Annotated in this window: 15 protein-coding genes; 4 read left to right on the forward strand and 11 right to left on the reverse strand. The window is 44.8% G+C overall.

Annotated elements, in window-relative coordinates; all coding sequences use genetic code 11:
* Positions 1–8 precede the first annotated feature (8 nt).
* The 11 genes from tssF to VIC_RS20155 form a co-directional block, all read right to left on the reverse strand.
* Positions 9–1,760, reverse strand: coding sequence for a type VI secretion system baseplate subunit TssF (gene tssF / locus VIC_RS20105; RefSeq protein WP_006962085.1), 1,752 nt, complete (start codon positions 1,758–1,760; stop codon positions 9–11).
* Entirely contained in the window at positions 1,753–2,175 is a 423-nt protein-coding gene (gene tssE, locus VIC_RS20110) for a type VI secretion system baseplate subunit TssE (protein ID WP_038158808.1), read from the reverse strand. Before tssE ends, tssF begins: the two co-directional genes overlap by 8 nt.
* On the reverse strand, positions 2,175–3,569 hold the full coding sequence (locus tag VIC_RS20115) for a type VI secretion system contractile sheath domain-containing protein (protein WP_006962087.1): 1,395 nt from the start codon (positions 3,567–3,569) through the stop codon (positions 2,175–2,177). Before VIC_RS20115 ends, tssE begins: the two co-directional genes overlap by 1 nt.
* A 61-nt stretch (positions 3,570–3,630) precedes the next feature.
* Positions 3,631–5,109, reverse strand: a complete 1,479-nt coding sequence (gene tssC, locus VIC_RS20120) for a type VI secretion system contractile sheath large subunit (RefSeq protein WP_006962088.1) — start codon at positions 5,107–5,109, stop codon at positions 3,631–3,633.
* Positions 5,106–5,612, reverse strand: coding sequence for a type VI secretion system contractile sheath small subunit (tssB, locus tag VIC_RS20125; RefSeq protein ID WP_006962089.1), 507 nt, complete (start codon positions 5,610–5,612; stop codon positions 5,106–5,108). Before tssB ends, tssC begins: the two co-directional genes overlap by 4 nt.
* 19 nt (positions 5,613–5,631) lie before the next feature.
* Positions 5,632–6,153, reverse strand: a complete 522-nt coding sequence (locus VIC_RS20130) for a type VI secretion system tube protein Hcp (RefSeq protein ID WP_006962090.1) — start codon at positions 6,151–6,153, stop codon at positions 5,632–5,634.
* Positions 6,154–6,187: 34 nt separating this feature from the next.
* Positions 6,188–7,591 (reverse strand): type VI secretion system protein TssA, encoded by a 1,404-nt coding sequence (locus tag VIC_RS20135; RefSeq protein WP_006962091.1) that lies wholly within the window; start codon positions 7,589–7,591, stop codon positions 6,188–6,190.
* 397 nt (positions 7,592–7,988) lie between these two features.
* Positions 7,989–8,291, reverse strand: coding sequence for a PAAR domain-containing protein (locus tag VIC_RS20140; protein WP_019278072.1), 303 nt, complete (start codon positions 8,289–8,291; stop codon positions 7,989–7,991).
* Positions 8,288–8,857 carry a DUF6931 family protein gene (locus tag VIC_RS20145; RefSeq protein ID WP_006962092.1) on the reverse strand — a complete coding sequence of 190 codons (570 nt, stop codon included), beginning with the start codon at positions 8,855–8,857 and terminating at the stop codon, positions 8,288–8,290. Before VIC_RS20145 ends, VIC_RS20140 begins: the two co-directional genes overlap by 4 nt.
* Before the next feature lie 4 nt (positions 8,858–8,861).
* The gene (locus VIC_RS20150) at positions 8,862–10,844 is read right to left on the reverse strand and encodes a type VI secretion system Vgr family protein (protein WP_006962095.1); all 1,983 of its coding nucleotides are present in this window, start codon (positions 10,842–10,844) and stop codon (positions 8,862–8,864) included.
* Between the two features lie 193 nt (positions 10,845–11,037).
* Entirely contained in the window at positions 11,038–11,835 is a 798-nt protein-coding gene (locus VIC_RS20155) for a hypothetical protein (RefSeq protein WP_039952609.1), read from the reverse strand.
* A gap of 282 nt (positions 11,836–12,117) precedes the next feature.
* On the opposite strand from VIC_RS20155, the gene VIC_RS20160 reads away from it, so the two are divergent.
* The 4 genes from VIC_RS20160 to acnD all read left to right on the forward strand — a co-directional run bounded on the left by VIC_RS20160 (position 12,118) and on the right by acnD (position 17,653).
* On the forward strand, positions 12,118–12,822 hold the full coding sequence (locus VIC_RS20160) for a GntR family transcriptional regulator (protein ID WP_006962098.1): 705 nt from the start codon (positions 12,118–12,120) through the stop codon (positions 12,820–12,822).
* A gap of 12 nt (positions 12,823–12,834) precedes the next feature.
* On the forward strand, positions 12,835–13,731 hold the full coding sequence (gene prpB / locus VIC_RS20165) for a methylisocitrate lyase (protein ID WP_006962100.1): 897 nt from the start codon (positions 12,835–12,837) through the stop codon (positions 13,729–13,731).
* 122 nt (positions 13,732–13,853) lie between these two features.
* Positions 13,854–14,981, forward strand: coding sequence for a bifunctional 2-methylcitrate synthase/citrate synthase (prpC, locus tag VIC_RS20170; protein ID WP_006962101.1), 1,128 nt, complete (start codon positions 13,854–13,856; stop codon positions 14,979–14,981).
* Between the two features lie 80 nt (positions 14,982–15,061).
* The gene (gene acnD / locus VIC_RS20175; RefSeq protein ID WP_006962102.1) at positions 15,062–17,653 is read left to right on the forward strand and encodes a Fe/S-dependent 2-methylisocitrate dehydratase AcnD; all 2,592 of its coding nucleotides are present in this window, start codon (positions 15,062–15,064) and stop codon (positions 17,651–17,653) included.
* Positions 17,654–17,661: the final 8 nt, after the last annotated feature.

The following is a 17,661-nucleotide window of genomic DNA, read 5'->3' on the forward strand; positions in this document are numbered from 1 at the left end:
GCCAGCAACTACATTGCTAGCTGGCTCCCATGGATTTTAGGGTAGCGTTTTGCGATGCCATCTCGCCCGTATATCTTAATAGACAGCTGGATATAGCGATCAAAACTGCAAAACTGTTGGAAGAAACGATTAAGAACATCGCTAAAGACCAGAAAGCCCCCTTGAGTATCGAGTGTGAGTTCAATCTCTGTACCTGGAGAAAAGACGTTTTTACCCATGATTCGAATTGCAGACACCTGAGATTTGATGGATACATTGTGAATCGTTTGTATTTCTTCCGCGGATACTTGCTCTCGGCTGCATAGCTGCAGCATTTGCTTTAGCTTCTCTGTCGGGTTATCCGCATGCAACAGTGAAGAAAAGTTACCATTCAACAAGCCAACAAACTGCCAGTGAAGATTGAGGTTCTGTTCTCGTTCAATCGGAGCCGTAGGTGGGTAAATAGCACGAAATACTCCAGGAAGGTCAATGCTTTCAAGGCACTCCATTTCTCCATTAATACCACATGCTTGTTTTCCATTGGTACAAAGCAAGTGTGTTCCATAGAGCTTGTTGAACTCTAAGTCATGGTTTGGTTTTAGGCTGATGGCAAGTTGGAATTGGCCATTAATATCCCTTGAACTCTGCCAATAATCGGCATTTGGGTTGGATTTATAGCTATCCCTGAATAGTGGAACCAGAGGTTTTTCACCTTGAGGGGTGATCTCAAAGACTTCTTTTACTTCGACAACTTCGATGTCACTTTCGCTGTGAGCATCAGCATTGACAGGAATAGTGAGAGAGCGTTGGTCATAATTTGTAGGCTCTCCCGTTTGCTCAAACAAGTTGACCGCTGGAATGATATCTAGCTTAAACACTTGATTATCGAATAAGCGCATGAATTCTGTAGGAATTGAATTCATAAATAGGTTCAGTTTGATTTCGGAGCAATCAAACTGCTTTATTGCTTGTCCGAAATCTTTTAGACGGAAAAACTGGCGCTTTTCTTTGAAGAAGAAAAATTCGCTAATAAGTTGAAAGCCCGAAAATTGGTTTCCTTTTTGAGGAAGGAACAGGAAATTCAGGTCACTTATCCGACTTTTAAGTTTTTCAGCTAGCAAGACAACGTGTTTTTCGCAACCGGCATCCGATATCGAAATCGCTTTGGTTTGCCCCAACAAGAGCTCCACCAGAGAGTCGGCATTATTCTCGAAACCCTGAACAAATAGATCTAGGTCTTGGTGACCGAGCTGAGAAAAATGAGTATCTGGATCCCCAGTGGAAAACGACAGCTGTATTACTGCGGTAGACTGCTCGGTACCAGCGGGACGATTGAATTTAAACGGTGCGCTGGAAGCTGTTGTATCGGTCAATGTAAAAGGCGCAGTTTTGAGATCGTCTACAGTCGTAAACTGACACAATCGGCCCTTAGCTTCTGAAGTAAAGTGTGAGCCTTTAGGTATTAAAACTGACTCCGGCACATCTTCTTCTTGCGCCAACTGTAGGTATGCGACACTCGGAATAGTTTGAATATAGCTCGGGTAGAGCACACCTAATAGGCCTTCGACTACTTCTGGTAATTGTTCCGATAACTGTTTTTCTACCGTCGCATTGAGGAGGGCAACGCCATCCAGTAATCGAGCGAGGCTTGGGTCTTCAATCTGACCCTGATGAATATTTAATCGCTCTGCATGTTCTGAGTGTTGTTGGCCAAATTGACCTAGTGCACGTCTTACGAAAGTAAGCTCTTGCTCGAAGTAACGCATTAAAGGATCAGTCATAACTATCCTCCGTCATTACTGTTGTTAAATCATTGAGAGAGATCTTTGAATCGAAAATCAGCTCTTGCTCTCCTTTCGAGGTCTTCGCTTTCGCGATAATGTTGAATACCAAAGCATTTTCGTTGTCTTTTCGCTCAAGTAATTCAACCATGACTTGTGTTAAACGAGGCTCGAAGTTTCGAATATAGCTTTCTAGCCTAAGAGCCAACTGAGTTTGGTCTAAGCTGGCACTGAGCAGTTGCACATCTTCAATGCCAAAGCGAAGGTTAGAGCGTTGAAGTTCTGTAAATCGGTCGTCGATATCAACGAGAGAAGACTCCGATTCTAAGAGTTTGGTGAGATGATATTTAATATCATCAATCTCTTCGCTCTGCATCGAGCTTCGAGGATCTATAAACGTTTTCCAGAATCCCATTACGCAGCCTCATCCAGTTCTGTGGTGAGAACGACTTCACCAGTGAAGTGATCGTATTGATACTGAGGGACAATTCTCAGTGTGCATACAAAGCTACCAGGCTGATTCTCAGACTCTGAAACACTAATTTTGGCAAAGCTTAGAGGGTACTTAGCGAGCGTTTCTTCATTCGCATATGTTACGTTACTAGCGAACTTCTCTACCCACTGAGTTAAAAAGAGTTCACACTCGGCCGCTGTGTTGAAGCTACCCAGCATCTCGCGAACCTGAACTTTCAAATAATGAGCGATACGACAAGACATTAAACTGGTTTGAATTTGTGTCAGGATCTTTTCGTTATCGGATGTTCCACTTTGCCAGATGGAATTGTTACCGTTAAAAAAATACTTGTCACTGAGTGGGCTCTTGGTAAGTGGTACGAACCCATTTTGTGCGTAAAACGTGGATATCTGGCCAAATAGCACTACGTTTGTTTGTGGCTCTCTCAAAAACAGGCTGCTATGTTGGTCAATATTGACGATCGCGCCTTGGGATTTATCATTCCAGCGAGATTTAAGAAAACCAAACCAGTTTACGCGGTGGTATTCACGCATAATCGTTGCCGCAAATGCAAAACCCGCGTTACCCCATAGACCAGTACCGACTTCGTTGTAGATGAACCCTGCTTTGGTGTTCTTATAACAATGACGCATACGAACAGAAGGCATAACAAAGCCGATAAATCGAGCACTGGGTTTGCCACGTAACGACTGCCATGCTTGATAATCTGGACCTGTGATGATTTTTTCTATCCTATTTATATCAGACAGCCAATCTGCTCCCGGGTCAACAAAGAAACTTTTATCGGGAGTAAATATCATCGGGCACAATGTGGACTCGCCCAATTTGCTTAACATTTCAACTGTAAACAGGTCGTCGTAGTCGGCATCAAAATCCATATCAATAGCTATTGGGTGAGTGTAAACAATACATCCAAATGGGTGACCGCCAAGGGTATTGAGTTCTTGGTTGCCAATCTTGTTGAACAAGTTTGATGCTTTGATATTGTATGCTTGATTAACGTCTGCTGAGACTTCTTCCCAATCCATATCGAGAAGCTTGAGTTTGGTTCGTTGCTTGTTTACTGGAAGGGTGGCAAGGCCTTGTAGCCCCAACCAACTGCTATGCAGCTGTTCGAATGCTTTGTCGTGAATAATTTGATCTAGTTGTTTCGATAGGATGTCATCTAACCTCGCAACAAGGCGAGATACGAAGTTAACTAGCGATGGTTTGTTTGATAACGCATCTGAGTTAACTTCAGACAGTAAAAAGAGCGCGTCTCTTAGAAAGTCGCTTTTTTTGCTGTCTAAAGCGGCAAACTTCTGCTGCCAATCTGCGTCGAAATTCAATTTCATATTGTCCTTAGATTGTAAACGAGAAGAAAGGAAGGCCGGATTGCTCCGGCCTTAAATTTGATTAACCTGGAATTTTAGCAACCATACGTACAGAGGTTGTTAGCTCTTCCAGTTGTAGCCACGGTCGTAGGTGTGCAACCGCCGAATAAGAACCAGGGCGACCTGGCTGCTCGACTACTTCAATTCTAGACTCGCAAAGTGGCGTTTTAGCACGTTGCTCGTTGCCAATCGCACCAGCGTTGGTGTATTGATCAATCCAAAGTTGAAGTTCACGTTGAATATCCGGAGCTTCAAGGTTTGAACCTAGTTTGTCACGTCCCATTACTTTCAGGTAATGAGCAATACGGCTACTCGCCATGATGTATGGAAGACGAGCAGAGATAGCAGCATTAGCTGTTGCGTCTGGGTCTGTGTATGTCTTTGGTTTTTGGGTCGTTTGACCACCAATGAATACACCGTAGTTTGAATTCTTGTAGTGAACAAGAGGCAAGAAACCTAAATCACTTAGCTCTTTTTCACGCTCATCCGTTAGGTTAACTTCTGTTGGACACTGTTGAACAAGATCGCCAGCTTCCGTTTTGTAAGTCAGGTTAGGGAGGTTTTCAACTTTACCGCCGTTGTCCAGACCACGAATAGAAGTACACCAGCCTGACGCAGTGTAAGCTTGAGTCATTTTCAGACCAAGATCGTAAGCTGCGTTTGACCAGACAAGTTGGTCGTTATTTTCTGGATTTGGATTACCATCCATATCCGTACCAAGCTCTTCATAATCGAATAGCTCAGTTCCAAGACCCTTAGCACCATATGGTAGGCGTGCAAGCGTTCTTGGTAGAGTTAGAGTTACATAACGCGCGTCATCACTTTCACGGAATGCATTCCAAGCTGCGTATGCCGGCGAATCAAAACCAGCGGCAACAGGTTTGCCTTCATCAAAAGTGGTGAAGTCGTTGAATTCGAACATTTGAGCGTTCGCTGCGGCAACAAATGGTGCGTGACACGCTGCAGCCACTTCACCCATATAGCGAAGTAGGGCAACATCTTCGTCTTTTGCACTGAATTCGTAGTCGCCAATGAATGTACCGTAAGGCTCACCACCTGCAGTACCAAATTCGCCTTGGTAAACTGCGTTGAATAGTGGGCTACGGTCAATGGCTGGTGCATCTTCAAATTGGTCTAAAAGCTCTTCTTGAGAGAAATCAACCATTTTGATTTTAAGATCACGACCTAATTCACTTTCTTTCACCAACTTCTGCAAGCCGCGCCATGAGCCTTCAAGTTTCTGAAGGTCTTTTTGTTGCATGACTTCAGAAAGCTGCTTTGACAGTTTTTTGTCAATTTCTGAAATTGCATTTTCGATGGTTTTAGTAACGTTTTTATCCCACGTTACTGTACCGGAAAGTGCTTGTTCAGCTAGAACTGAGAACAGCTCTTTTGTTGTATCAGCAGGCGTTTGAGTGGTGGCCTCAATCGCTCTGTCTAGAAAACTCAGCGAACCTTCTGCTGCTTCAGTTTGCGTTTGATTTTCAGCTTCTGTACTCATTCTTCGCCTCCTTCCTTATTGACACCAAGCTCTTCCGATAATGCATTGATAGTATCTGCACTTTGGAGCACTTCTTTCAGCAGCTTCTCGAGATCGCGAGAGCGATCTGCTTTTGAAAGTAGTACTTTTAGCTGGTTACGGGTTTCAACAAGCTTTTTAAGAGGTTCTACTTGCTCGACGATAGCTTCAGGTTCAAAGTCTTTCATTGAGTTGAACTTCAAAGCAGCTTCAAACTGGCTATCATCGTCTGCAAGTACATTGTCGACTTTCAAAGACAACTCTGGGCCAACGCGTTTCATCACGGTGTCAAAGTTGTCTTTGTCAACGTTGTAGAACGTACGATCTTCAACGTCTTCCTTGTCTTGTTTATGACCAGAGTAGTCACCAATTACCCCAACCACAAATGGGAGTTCTTTGGTTTCTACAGCGCCATTAGTTTCCACATCGTAAGTAATACTTACGCGGTTTTTACTTACACGTTTGTGTTGGGAATTAAGTGCCACAATGGTTCTCCTTAACTAATTAAGCAGCAGTCGAAGTAACTTTCGCAGTTGTTGCATCGAAGCCAACTTCAGGACCTTTCTCGATCTTACCGCCTTCACCTTCGATGTAGTAAGCTTTCGAAATTTCAGTGTAGGTTAGAGAGAAAGATTCGTTTGGCAGAGTACCGTCAGAACCAGCCATGTTGTAGCTAGACATACGAGCTGCTTTTAGAGTTACGATTAGGTATGGATCTGCACCAGAACCTTCACGGTTTGGCTTAGTCATTACGATTTCAACTGTTTTACCTTCACCGCCTGGTGCGTAAAGGAAAGTTGTTAGATGCGGAGTTGCACCGTCACAACCACGAGTTACGTTGATTTCGCCAAGCGCAACCATACCTTGGTCAGCGTTGTTTGCGTTACCCACATCAATACCCACGCCACGAACAGCATTCCAAGTCACGGTGTCAATAGCAAAGAAGCCATCTTTACCACCGATCTTTTCTACAGTTGCTGCACCTTTAGGTGTAGTGCCATCAATTCTCATGAAAATAGAAGCCATGTTGATCTCCTTCGCTAATTAGCATTTAGTGTTTTTACCACTCGAAGTTACTAATACCACTTTCAGGTTGAGTAGTGTTCGCTTCAGTTTGAGTATGTTGTTCGCTCGTTGTGACTGGCTCTGAAGGAGCTGAAGCCGGCGGAGGCGGAACGTGAACATCTGGCTGAGTGAGCCCAGATGCGGAGGATAAAGTTTGTGCTGACGCTGATGGTTTATTACTAAGGTCAGCTTGAGATAGGTTGTCCATACCGGATACTTGATTGATATGAGCAATTACTCCTGAGTTGCCACCTGTCATTTCATTTAGCAGTTCAGGTAGGCTCATGTAACCCCATCGAATTGCTCGTTCTAGCAAAAATGGAATAGGGCTATGTGGTTCTGTTTGCTGAAAAAAATCTGAAATCTTACGTAATTCATGAAACGCTTGATCACGGCTGGTGATTACACCAGCTACTGGAACTTGCTGCACGACGGGAGCTTGAGGCGCTTGCTGAACTTGGTTTTGGGCGACAGGATCTGCATTGGTGGCTTCAGCAGAGGCTGGCTCAGCATTTGATGCTTCGAGAGGTGCAGTTGCTTGAGGTGCTACTGCCGCTTCTGGCTGAGGTTCATCTGTGACAGGTTTGAACTCACTATCTAACGGCCATCGAGCAAACTTGTCTCCCACAAGATATTGAATAGCATTGATCAAATCGGCTAAGTTTGCTTTTACGAATTTAAAGCTGGCAGGAGCTACACCAGCAGCCTGACATTCTTTAGCAATCAGTTTTTCAGCAGCATCAAAGTTTTGATAACTTTCAGAAAGTTTTGTGAGCGTCTCTTCTACATCGCGAGAAAACAGTGATTGCGCTCTATCTTTTAACTCCGCCATTGTGCCGTTTCTCTCTGCACGCAGAAAATCGCCAAAAGACACGTCGTCAATAAGAGAGATCATTTGTAGTGGCATATAAAGCGCAGTGGAATCTTGGCTTTCACCAACAAGTTGCAGCAGAGGCTTTAAACGAAATTCGATTAGTTCTTTTGTCTGACCAGCTTCATCGCTACTTTTTAACTTTTCGACTGGAGGGTGGGGGTTTAGAGTTCCCCAAAACGATTCGATGAAACCCGCTAGAACTTTTGTTGCACTTGCTAGGTTTTCATACGGTGAAGCTGTGAAAGGTTGGCTGGCAATGTACCAACCTAAAAACTCGATATCTTTGGTCTGAGATGTTAGCGCCTCAAACGTTGAGGTGCGCAGTAAATCCCAATTACTTTGGTTGGCTTCGATTAGCGCTTCATCGCTAGACGCATCTGGTGTTTCGATAAGTTGACGGAAAGATGATTGTGCCGTGTTGTAGTTGTTTCTCAAAGTACGATAGGCACTACGATCTAACTTCAGGTATGTACCTGATGGGTGTTCTTCTGAGATAGGTGCCAATAGTGCTTCAATATCAACCATACATTTTCCGTTGCTAGTGTTTCACCAAAAGGTTTATAAATTGTTTTGTTAATTCGTATTAATAACTAAAAACTTACCTTTCATAGTCTAGGCTTATTTTTCGAAAAGGCTCGTTCATTTTTATTATTTGCTTTGAAAAGTGATCTGTCTCTAGAAAACTGGACGGATGACGTATATTTTTTATCAATACCTTGTTTTTGCTGTGGTTTACAAAAAATAAATTAGATTATTTTATGACCAGAAAATGACATTTTTTGTTCAGCGCATCCATTTATCGGGTATTGTGTTGCAACTTAATAAGCCAGTTTTATAGGTGAATATTTTACTTTTCTTGGACGTTAATTATCACTAATGTGTCTTTTGGCCTAAATTTACGTCAATTCGTAGATATTACTTTTTATCCGCCTATGAGTACTGTAGGCATCCCCAAAACGATAGTTCCACCATGTGCCGTTGTATCCCCCATTCTGGCTGCTGGTTTGCTATTGATAAGCACGGTGGCACTTCCCTTAATAATGGAATCTGGTGGACCGACACATACACACATGTCTCCAAGTGTAGCGGCAGGCATGTTTCCAACTAAAACAGTGGGTGCACCAGGGCCAGTAATTGGGCCTCCCACATGCGGGATAGGTGGAACCGCTGGTGTCTGCATAGGGCAGACGTGCATGTCTGTCAGCCGAGCTGCGGGTAATGTCATTTGAGACCTCCATTACCGCCGGAAGCGATGTCTAGTGCCGCTTGAATAGCACTTTCGTAATACTGTTCTGATTTATCCCATTCTGGAAGTGATGCAGCATGATTGATCGCACCACCAACTGCTTTCGCGTATAAAAATGGATCAGGCAACACAGCTGGCAAGTCTGGTGCTACGATGCTTCCTGAACCATTCCAAAATACAGCTTGAGTTAACCAAGAAGGGCCACAATTCAACTCCAAGCGATTGGCAAGCAGTTCGGCACGTCTTCTAAGCTCCTCTGATGGTGATTGAGCCCATTGCTTGACTGTATCAAGTGACATCTTCTGTGTATCTGTCCATACGTCGTTTCGAGTCGAAACGCAGCATAAAGCCCACCAAATGCTTTCTCGGACGGGCAGTGCATGCGCGAGAAACTGAATGAGATCGTTATAGAGCTTTGCTTCTTGGAGCTTTTTAATAACTTGGTCGATGGGTTGCTCTTCGCCAATGACTTCTTTTGCTTCATCAGAGGCTTGAAATCTCGGTAAGATCTGGGCGCTGCTCTGATAGGGAATCTTTTTATACATAATTTTAGTTTACCTTCACAATGGCGCCTTTCAGTTCGCCTAGTACGCCACCATCGAATGTGCCTTTCAGGCCAGATTTGAATTCAGCACTTAGTGAACCCTCGGCACTTAATGTTGTGCTGGCTTTAATCGCAATACTTAATCCCTTGATGCTGTTTGAACTGGTTGCTTCAAGTGCAGTTGTGGTGCCGGAAACTTTGTTCGCAGATGTCGCTTTGCTGGTGACATTGGTTCCTTCTAGATTGAGCGCACTGCTTGCTTTGATATCGATGTTCGTAGCTTCAATAGAAATAGATGACGAAGATATCGAAATTTTGCTAGAGCCGACTTTGAGGTCGATGGAGTCATCAGCTTCGAGCGTGATGGACTTCGCTGAACCACTCATTGCTTTTGTGACGTTCAGGGTGTAATTGTCTTCTGTCGCAATTGTCATCGCTTTCGTCACCGACTGGCTCAATTCGCCTTTAACGGTTTCAGTATGATTGTTTTCAACCTCCTGAGTAATGTCTTTGGCAGCATGAAGATAAACTAGCTCGTTATCTTTCTTGTCGTCGAAGTAAAGCTCATTTGTCTGACCTGTTAACTTCGTCTTTATACCTGTTTTGGTCGCGTTTGCTTCTTTATAAGGAGGCGCGTTTTTACTGTTGTAAACACTGCCTGTAATGATTGGCTGATCAGGGTCGCCGTCAATAAAGGAAACCAGTACTTCTTGACCTACTCGTGGAATAAACTGCGTCCCATAGCCGCTACCTGCCATCATTTGCGCGACACGCACGTAACAACTGGTTTTGTCTCCGCTGGCTTCAGTGTCCCAATGAAATTGAATACGGACTCTGCCTTGGTCATCTTGGTTGATTTCACCTGCTGTTGAGCCTGCAACTGTAGCACTTTGCAAACCATTGACGACTTGCTTGGAACGTGGCTTAGGGTAAGTCGGTGTGGCTTTCGGGATCAGTTTTACTTCAGTAGCGCATCGAACATCATCCGCGTAGTGTGTGGATGTTTTGACAACCGAGAAATCACCAAGCTGAGATTTGTCTAAATGGCTGGACAAGGAAAACCACGTCGCAATCTCGAACATATCGTGTTCAGCCTGTGCAATAACAGATTGATAATCTTGTTCTATTTGCTCAATGCGTCTTTTAGCCAGATTGCTAGATAAGTCAGTCATATCCCCACTTATACCCAAATCAGGATAGTGGACGGATGCCAGTTTCGTATTGTTTGCAATCGTATTGCTGCTTGTTTTGGCTTTGCTTGTTACTAGTTTAGATTGTGAGTAGTCATACGCGGTTAATTCAACGCTAGCGCCATGGAAAGACATAACAGGTGCCCAAGACTTTATCAGTGGGAGGCTTCCAGAAGGGGTTTCCTGCATATCGAATTTGGCGACGTCGGCTTTGTCGAAGGGGGATTGAGCATCCTGAATGACCATTGTATGGTCGCCGGATTCGTGCTCGAAGTAGTAATGAAGGCCCTCTTCGGCAAGCAACCGAGTAACAAAGTCAAAGTCAGACTCATTGTACTGGAGGCAGTATTCTCTTTTTGTGGAAGGCAAACTAGAGAGCTTGTACTTCCCTTTGAAGCCTGCGTTGTCGAAGATGTCACTGACGATATCTTTAGTTGACTGAGTTTGATAGACGCGAAATGAGTGAGTATGCGTTAGTAGCCAAAACCAAGGCTTGAGAGTAATTCGGTACTGCATAAATTGCAGGTTAGCGTCTAGGCCCATTTGTTCAATACGAGCAATTACGCCATTGAAAGAACGTTGTAGCTTATTGCTGCCGGACTCGTTGGAATAACGATTAATCGTCAGTAACTGACCTAATTGATCTTTAACACTGAAACTAGAAGAAACGAGTATGGCGGTAATCTCAAAAGGAGTAGACAAAGCTTGAGTTACGGTAAATTCACTTACCGTATGCTCTTGATTTTTATAGTCCTTTGCCGAAATTAAGCTAGCCGACGCTGAATACTTATCAGCCATATAATATCCTTGAAATAATGAGTCTGTTACAAAAAAGACCTTAAAAATTATACTGATACGTAAGATATAATTTGTTGGATTTATAAAAAGTAGCAGTAAACTGATCGTAAATAAATCCTACCACTTATTATAAAAGGCTGATTGTGTGTTGAATCGCTGAATGTGTGAGCCTCTCTCAGAATCCAGGATTCTCTTAACGGCTATCAACAACTAACAATTTTGCACTTCTATACGCGAAATCCATGCTTTCTACTTCATTTGGACGATTGATTATCAAATCGACTGAAGGAAGCACGACAAAAAAGACCAATGGTTCTGGGTGAAGGTACGTCCACCGTAGGTTTGAGTCAGACTTCTTATACACTTTCATATTGATAGTAAGAACTAAGCTGTCCTCAGAGAGCTGGCTGTTCTTAAAACGTCCCAATTCATGTACTGCTCCCCAAAGAGAATCGAGTGAGCGCTCGTGAGTACTTTTTAGAAACAACTCTAGCTGTAATTTATCCTCATCGTCATTCAGTGTAGTGCTCAGCCTCTGAGTAAACCGTAGCCCATCCTCGAAGGGTAGGTAATCTAGGTTATTGTCGACAATCTTAGAATCTAGTGGGCATAGTTGCACAGAATCAGCGGGTTGTTTGCTGGCATACAGCTCGCAAGTGAACTGCTTAATGATGGTTTTCAAGCCTTCATGGAATTGCTTATTCTGAATGTCCTTGACTGTCACAGAGGAGCTATTCAGCACTTCAGCAAATATTTTGGCGGCGTTGTTATTAACCTCATCGAGGTCTGCAACGTTGACATATTGATTGGACTTAATAGCGGTTTTGAGAACATTGTTTGATTCGATCACAGTAATGTCTTCGTCAGAATAAACGGTGTCTCTAAGTGCAGGGTAATAGGGTTCTCTCTTAGGTTCTGAGAACATTGAGCACGCTGTTAGGCTCAAACCTAGAGCAACAGCGATTGATGTCTTACCAATTGGAGTCTGCATCCTTGTCATAGATATCCATTGTTACTTCTATACTAACGATACTAATTACATATGAGAGTTAAGTCATTGTTCTTGTGTTGTTCTTGCCGATAGAGCTCACAAACAGAGATGAGAAACGAGTACTGTATTTCGTTAAAAGTCAGATACCCTTACCGAATTAACTTATACCTTAGTCTAAATTGTCGACAATTATCTTGATTGTCGACAATTTGATCGGCTATTTTATAGGCATGGCATAAGAACTGTTGACACATTGGGTTGAGCAGGTAAGCGAGCAAACGTATGAATGATGAACTCACGACTCGTATGAAAAGTAGAGCAACAGAGAAAGAAAACACCAAATCAGAAAGCCTGACCGAAATTCTGATTGAAGCAATTGTAGAAGGTAGTTTAGAACCCGGAAGTAAGATCTCTGAGCCTGAGTTGGCGAAACGATTTGAGGTAAGCCGAGGCCCACTGCGAGAAGCCATTATGCGACTTGAAGGGCTGGGGTTGATTGAGCGCATTCCTCATGTCGGAGCACGAGTGATTACCTTTTCCCCTGAAAAGCTGGTTGAAATCTACGCAGTTAGAGAGGCATTAGAAGGTATGGCTGCGCGCTTGGCAGCACGTTATATCTCTCAGGAAGAGCTGTTGAGTTTGGAGCTATTGCTTGCCAAGCACTCAAAGCACATCGATGAAGTTGCAGGCGCTTCTTACTTTCATCAGGAAGGCGACTTTGATTTTCACTATCGCATTATTCAGGCGAGCCGCAATAGTAAGTTGATCGCGCTCTTATGTGATGAGCTGTATCACTTGCTGCGTATGTATCGATACCAATCGCCGCGGGCTCAATCCAGACCAAAAGAAGCGCTGAACGAACACAAATTTATCCTTCAGGCGATTCGTAATCGTGATGAGGAATTGGCCGAAATGTTGATGAGAAGGCATATCTCAGGCAGCAGACGGTTAATAGAGCAACAAATTTTACTTGCTGAAAATGACTAGAAGGAAACTGTCATGAGTTTATCTCCAGGGGCGAAATTCAGAGCCGCCGTAGAGCAAAATGATCCTTTGCAGATTGTCGGTACGATTAACCCATACTGCGCCATGATGGCGAAAAACATAGGCCACCAAGCGATCTATTTATCAGGTGGCGGCATTGCCAACGCATCTTACGGTCTCCCTGATTTGGGAATTACGACCCTCAATGACGTCTTGGTCGATGTTGACCGCATTACTAACGCATGTGATCTGCCTTTATTGGTGGATATCGACACTGGTTTTGGTGGCGCATTCAATATTGGTCGCACGATTAAAGCGATGGAAAAAGCCGGTGCTGCCGCTGTTCATATGGAAGATCAAGTCGCTCAGAAACGTTGTGGCCACAGACCAAACAAAGCCATTGTCAGTCAACAGGAAATGGTTGATCGAGTTAAAGCCGCGGTAGATGCGCGTAATGACGAGAGTTTCGTCATCATGGCTCGGACTGATGCGCTTGCAGTTGAAGGAATGGATAGCGCCATTGAGCGAGCGATTGCTTGTGTCGAAGCTGGCGCGGACATGATCTTCCCAGAGGCGATGAACAAATTAGAGCAGTATTCACAGTTCTCTGAAGCGCTAAAGCAAGCGACCGGAAAACACGTGCCTATATTGGCGAACATTACCGAATTTGGCCAAACGCCATTGTACGGTGGTGAAGAGTTAGCCAACTCAAATGTAGATATAGTGCTGTATCCATTGAGTGCTTTCAGAGCGATGAATAAAGCCGCAGAGATGGTGTACGCCCACCTGTTGAAAGAGGGAAATCAAGAAGCACTGCTTGATTCGATGCAGACGCGTAAAGAGCTCTATGCGCACCTCAAGTACCACGATTACGAAGACAAATTAGATCAGCTGTTTTCAGAAGGAAAATAGCCAACAGAAACAAACGGAAGCCTAAGAAAAGTATCGGAAAACTTTTAATTCAATAACGTGAAACTTGTCCGAACAGAAAATGCTCCATTCAGAGGGCAGAGCGGACAGAAAAGGAGTTCAACATGCCTACTAAAGAGATAGGTGGTGCAGGCCTACGAGGTCAAAGCGCCGGAAGCACTGCATTATGCACCGTCGGTAAAACAGGTACAGGTCTGACGTATCGAGGTTACGATATCACTGATCTAGCTAATAACGCGCAGTTTGAAGAAGTAGCCCATCTACTGTTACGTGGTCACTTACCGACGCAGCAGGAGCTGGATGCATACAAAACGCGTCTGATTGGCTTACGCGGTTTACCTGCTGAGCTAAAGCAAGCTTTGGAACTGGTTCCAGCAAGCGCTCACCCTATGGATGTGATGCGAACAGGTTGCTCGGTTCTTGGCAACCTTGAACAGGAAATGGATTTTTCTGAGCAACAAGGTGCGACGGAACGAATGTTGGCGCTATTCCCAGCAATCATTTGTTACTGGTACCGCTTCAGTCATGATGGCGTTCGAATTGATACCGAAGATCAGTCTCAAGATTGTATTGGTGGCTATTTTCTTAAAATGCTCACGGACAAAGACCCGAGTGAACTGCATAAGCAGGTCATGCATTGCTCGCTGATTCTCTATGCTGAGCATGAGTTTAACGCTTCAACGTTTGCGGCTCGTGTGTGTGCCTCGACGTTGTCGGATATCCATTCTTGTATTACGGCTGCCATTGGTACTTTGCGTGGTCCACTCCATGGTGGGGCAAACGAAGCTGCGATGGAAATGATCGAAAACTGGCAGACGCCTGATGAGGCAGAAACCAACATCATGCAGATGCTAGCCAATAAAGACAAAATTATGGGCTTTGGCCATGCTATCTATCGTGAAAGTGACCCTCGAAATGCATTAATCAAACGTTGGTCGAAAGAGCTCTCAGATAAAGTGGGCGATACACACCTTTATGCAGTCTCTGAGCGAGTCGAATCGGTGATGAAACGTGAAAAGGGGCTGTTCTGTAATGCAGATTTCTTCCACGCTTCGGCGTACCACTTCATGGACATTCCAACCAAGTTGTTTACACCTATCTTCGTCATGAGCCGTCTGACTGGCTGGGCTGCGCACGTTTATGAGCAACGTGCCAACAACCGTATTATTCGCCCAAGTGCGGATTACACAGGTCCTGAGCATCAGGATTGGGTTCCTATCGAAAAGAGGTAACACCCAGTTACCCAAGAGCCTCCTTGCCAGCTTGTAGGGAGGCTCGGATACCCGAATATTATCTGAATGGAAGCAATGATATGAGTAGTACAGTGAATTCAAAATATCGTAAGTCGCTTCCGGGATCTCATCTTGATTTTTTCGATGCCCGAGAAGCAGTCAATGATATTACGCCAGGAGCTTATGAGACTCTCCCTTACACGTCGCGAGTTCTTGCTGAACAATTAGTGCGACGATGTGATCCTGAGTCTCTAACAGCCTCTCTTAAACAACTGATTGATCGCAAACGCGATTTAGACTTTCCGTGGTACCCAGCACGCGTGGTTTGTCACGATATTTTGGGGCAAACCGCTTTAGTTGATTTAGCCGGTTTACGTGATGCAATTGCAGACCAAGGAGGTGACCCGGCTAAAGTGAACCCTGTAGTGGAAACACAGCTGATCGTTGACCACTCTCTGGCGGTGGAGCATGCGGGATTTGAATCCGATGCGTTTGAGAAAAACCGCGCGATCGAAGAGCGTCGTAATGAAGACCGTTTTCACTTTATCGAGTGGTGTAAAACGGCGTTCGAAAACGTCAGCGTTATTCCTGCAGGTAACGGCATTATGCATCAGATTAATCTGGAAAAAATGTCACCTGTAGTGCAAGCGAAGCAAGGTATTGCTTACCCAGACACCTGTGTCGGAACTGACAGTCACACCCCACATGTGGACGCATTAGGTGTTATTGCCATTGGTGTTGGTGGGCTTGAAGCTGAAACGGTAATGTTAGGCCGACCATCAATGATGCGCCTACCAGATATTGTGGGTGTCAAGCTCACTGGTAAACGCCAGCCCGGTATTACGGCAACGGATATCGTTTTGGCAATCACTGAGTTCTTACGCAATGAGCGTGTTGTCTCATCGTACCTTGAGTTCTTCGGTGAAGGTGCCAGTGACCTAACGATTGGTGATCGTGCAACCATTTCCAATATGACGCCTGAATACGGTGCGACAGCAGGCATGTTCTACATTGATGAACAAACGCTTACCTACCTTAAATTGACGGGTCGAGACGACCAACAAGTTGAACTGGTTGAGAACTACGCCAAGCAAACAGGCCTTTGGGCAGATGATTTAGATACGGCGCAATACGAACGAGTGCTTGAGTTTGATTTGTCTGCAGTGACACGCAATATGGCCGGCCCTTCGAATCCACATCGCCGCTTACCAACGTCAGAGCTAGCTTCACAAGGTATTGCAGGCCAGTGGCAAGAGAGTGAAGGTCAATTGCCAGATGGTGCGGTAATTATTGCAGCGATCACCTCTTGTACGAACACCAGTAACCCAAGAAACGTTGTCGCCGCAGGCTTGGTTGCCAAGAAAGCCAATCAATTGAGCCTTGTACGCAAGCCATGGGTGAAGTCGTCTTTCGCTCCGGGTTCAAAAGTCGCGAAGTTGTATCTTGAAGAAGCAGGTTTGCTTGAAGAGATGGAAAAACTAGGCTTTGGTATCGTCGCGTATGCGTGTACGACATGTAACGGGATGAGTGGTGCGTTAGACCCTGAGATTCAACAAGAAATCATCGACCGAGATTTGTATTCGACTGCGGTACTTTCTGGTAATCGCAACTTCGACGGGCGTATCCATCCTTATGCGAAACAAGCATTTTTGGCGTCACCGCCTTTGGTTGTAGCTTATGCGTTGGCAGGAACGATTCGCTTCGATATCGAGCGAGATGCGTTGGGTACAGACGCTGACGGCAAGCCTATCTACCTCAATGACCTCTGGCCAACTGACGAAGAAATTGACGCGGTAGTGGGCAAATACGTTAGACCTGAGCAGTTTAATCAAGTTTATATTCAAATGTTTAAACTTGATGATGAACAAAGCAACAGTAATCCTTTATACGATTGGCGGCCGCAAAGTACATACATTCGCAGACCTCCTTATTGGGAAGGCGCTTTGGCGGGTGAAAGAACGCTGTCTTCAATGAGGCCTCTAGCAATACTCGGTGACAACATTACAACCGACCATTTGTCTCCCTCTAACGCCATTCTTGCATCCAGCGCAGCAGGGGAGTATCTAGCGAAGATGGGAGTTCCTGAAGAGGACTTTAACTCCTACGCGACTCACCGTGGAGACCACCTTACCGCGCAGCGTGCGACCTTTGCGAATCCTAAGTTGTTTAACGAAATGGTTAGAGACGAAGGTGAAGTTGTACAGGGTTCTCTGGCTCGTATTGAGCCTGAAGGAAAAGTCACGCGTATGTGGGAAGCTATCGAAACCTACATGAACCGAAAACAACCCCTCATTGTTGTTGCAGGAGCCGATTATGGTCAGGGTTCATCTCGTGATTGGGCGGCAAAAGGCGTTCGCTTAGCAGGCGTTGAAGCTATTGTTGCCGAAGGTTTTGAGCGTATCCACAGAACCAATCTTGTGGGGATGGGCGTGCTTCCTTTGCAATTTAAAGAAGGAGTTAATCGTCAGTCGCTGATGCTTGATGGCACAGAACTTTATGACGTGATTGGTGAGATTAAACCGGGGACTGACCTTGCCTTAGTTGTGACGCGTCAGAACGGCGAAAAGCTGGACGTGCCAGTCACGTGTCGACTTGATACCGCCGACGAAGTCTCTGTTTACAACGCGGGTGGTGTATTGCAACGTTTCGCCCAAGACTTTCTGGCTCAGTAAGGAGTGAT

Origin of the sequence: Vibrio coralliilyticus ATCC BAA-450, assembly GCF_000176135.1 — a bacterium.
Lineage (GTDB): Bacteria > Pseudomonadota > Gammaproteobacteria > Enterobacterales > Vibrionaceae > Vibrio > Vibrio coralliilyticus.

Coding starts and splice junctions, on each gene's coding strand:
- VIC_RS20115 (WP_006962087.1), bottom strand. CDS start 3,569: ATGAAATTGAATTTCGACGCAGATTGGCAGCAGAAGTTTGCCGCTTTA.
- tssC (WP_006962088.1), bottom strand. CDS start 5,109: ATGAGTACAGAAGCTGAAAATCAAACGCAAACTGAAGCAGCAGAAGGT.
- VIC_RS20155 (WP_039952609.1), bottom strand. CDS start 11,835: ATGCAGACTCCAATTGGTAAGACATCAATCGCTGTTGCTCTAGGTTTG.
- VIC_RS20130 (WP_006962090.1), bottom strand. CDS start 6,153: ATGGCTTCTATTTTCATGAGAATTGATGGCACTACACCTAAAGGTGCA.
- VIC_RS20145 (WP_006962092.1), bottom strand. CDS start 8,857: ATGTATAAAAAGATTCCCTATCAGAGCAGCGCCCAGATCTTACCGAGA.
- prpB (WP_006962100.1), top strand. CDS start 12,835: ATGAGTTTATCTCCAGGGGCGAAATTCAGAGCCGCCGTAGAGCAAAAT.
- VIC_RS20135 (WP_006962091.1), bottom strand. CDS start 7,591: ATGGTTGATATTGAAGCACTATTGGCACCTATCTCAGAAGAACACCCA.
- tssF (WP_006962085.1), bottom strand. CDS start 1,760: ATGACTGATCCTTTAATGCGTTACTTCGAGCAAGAGCTTACTTTCGTA.
- VIC_RS20150 (WP_006962095.1), bottom strand. CDS start 10,844: ATGGCTGATAAGTATTCAGCGTCGGCTAGCTTAATTTCGGCAAAGGAC.
- tssE (WP_038158808.1), bottom strand. CDS start 2,175: ATGGGATTCTGGAAAACGTTTATAGATCCTCGAAGCTCGATGCAGAGC.
- prpC (WP_006962101.1), top strand. CDS start 13,854: ATGCCTACTAAAGAGATAGGTGGTGCAGGCCTACGAGGTCAAAGCGCC.
- VIC_RS20140 (WP_019278072.1), bottom strand. CDS start 8,291: ATGACATTACCCGCAGCTCGGCTGACAGACATGCACGTCTGCCCTATG.
- acnD (WP_006962102.1), top strand. CDS start 15,062: ATGAGTAGTACAGTGAATTCAAAATATCGTAAGTCGCTTCCGGGATCT.
- VIC_RS20160 (WP_006962098.1), top strand. CDS start 12,118: ATGAATGATGAACTCACGACTCGTATGAAAAGTAGAGCAACAGAGAAA.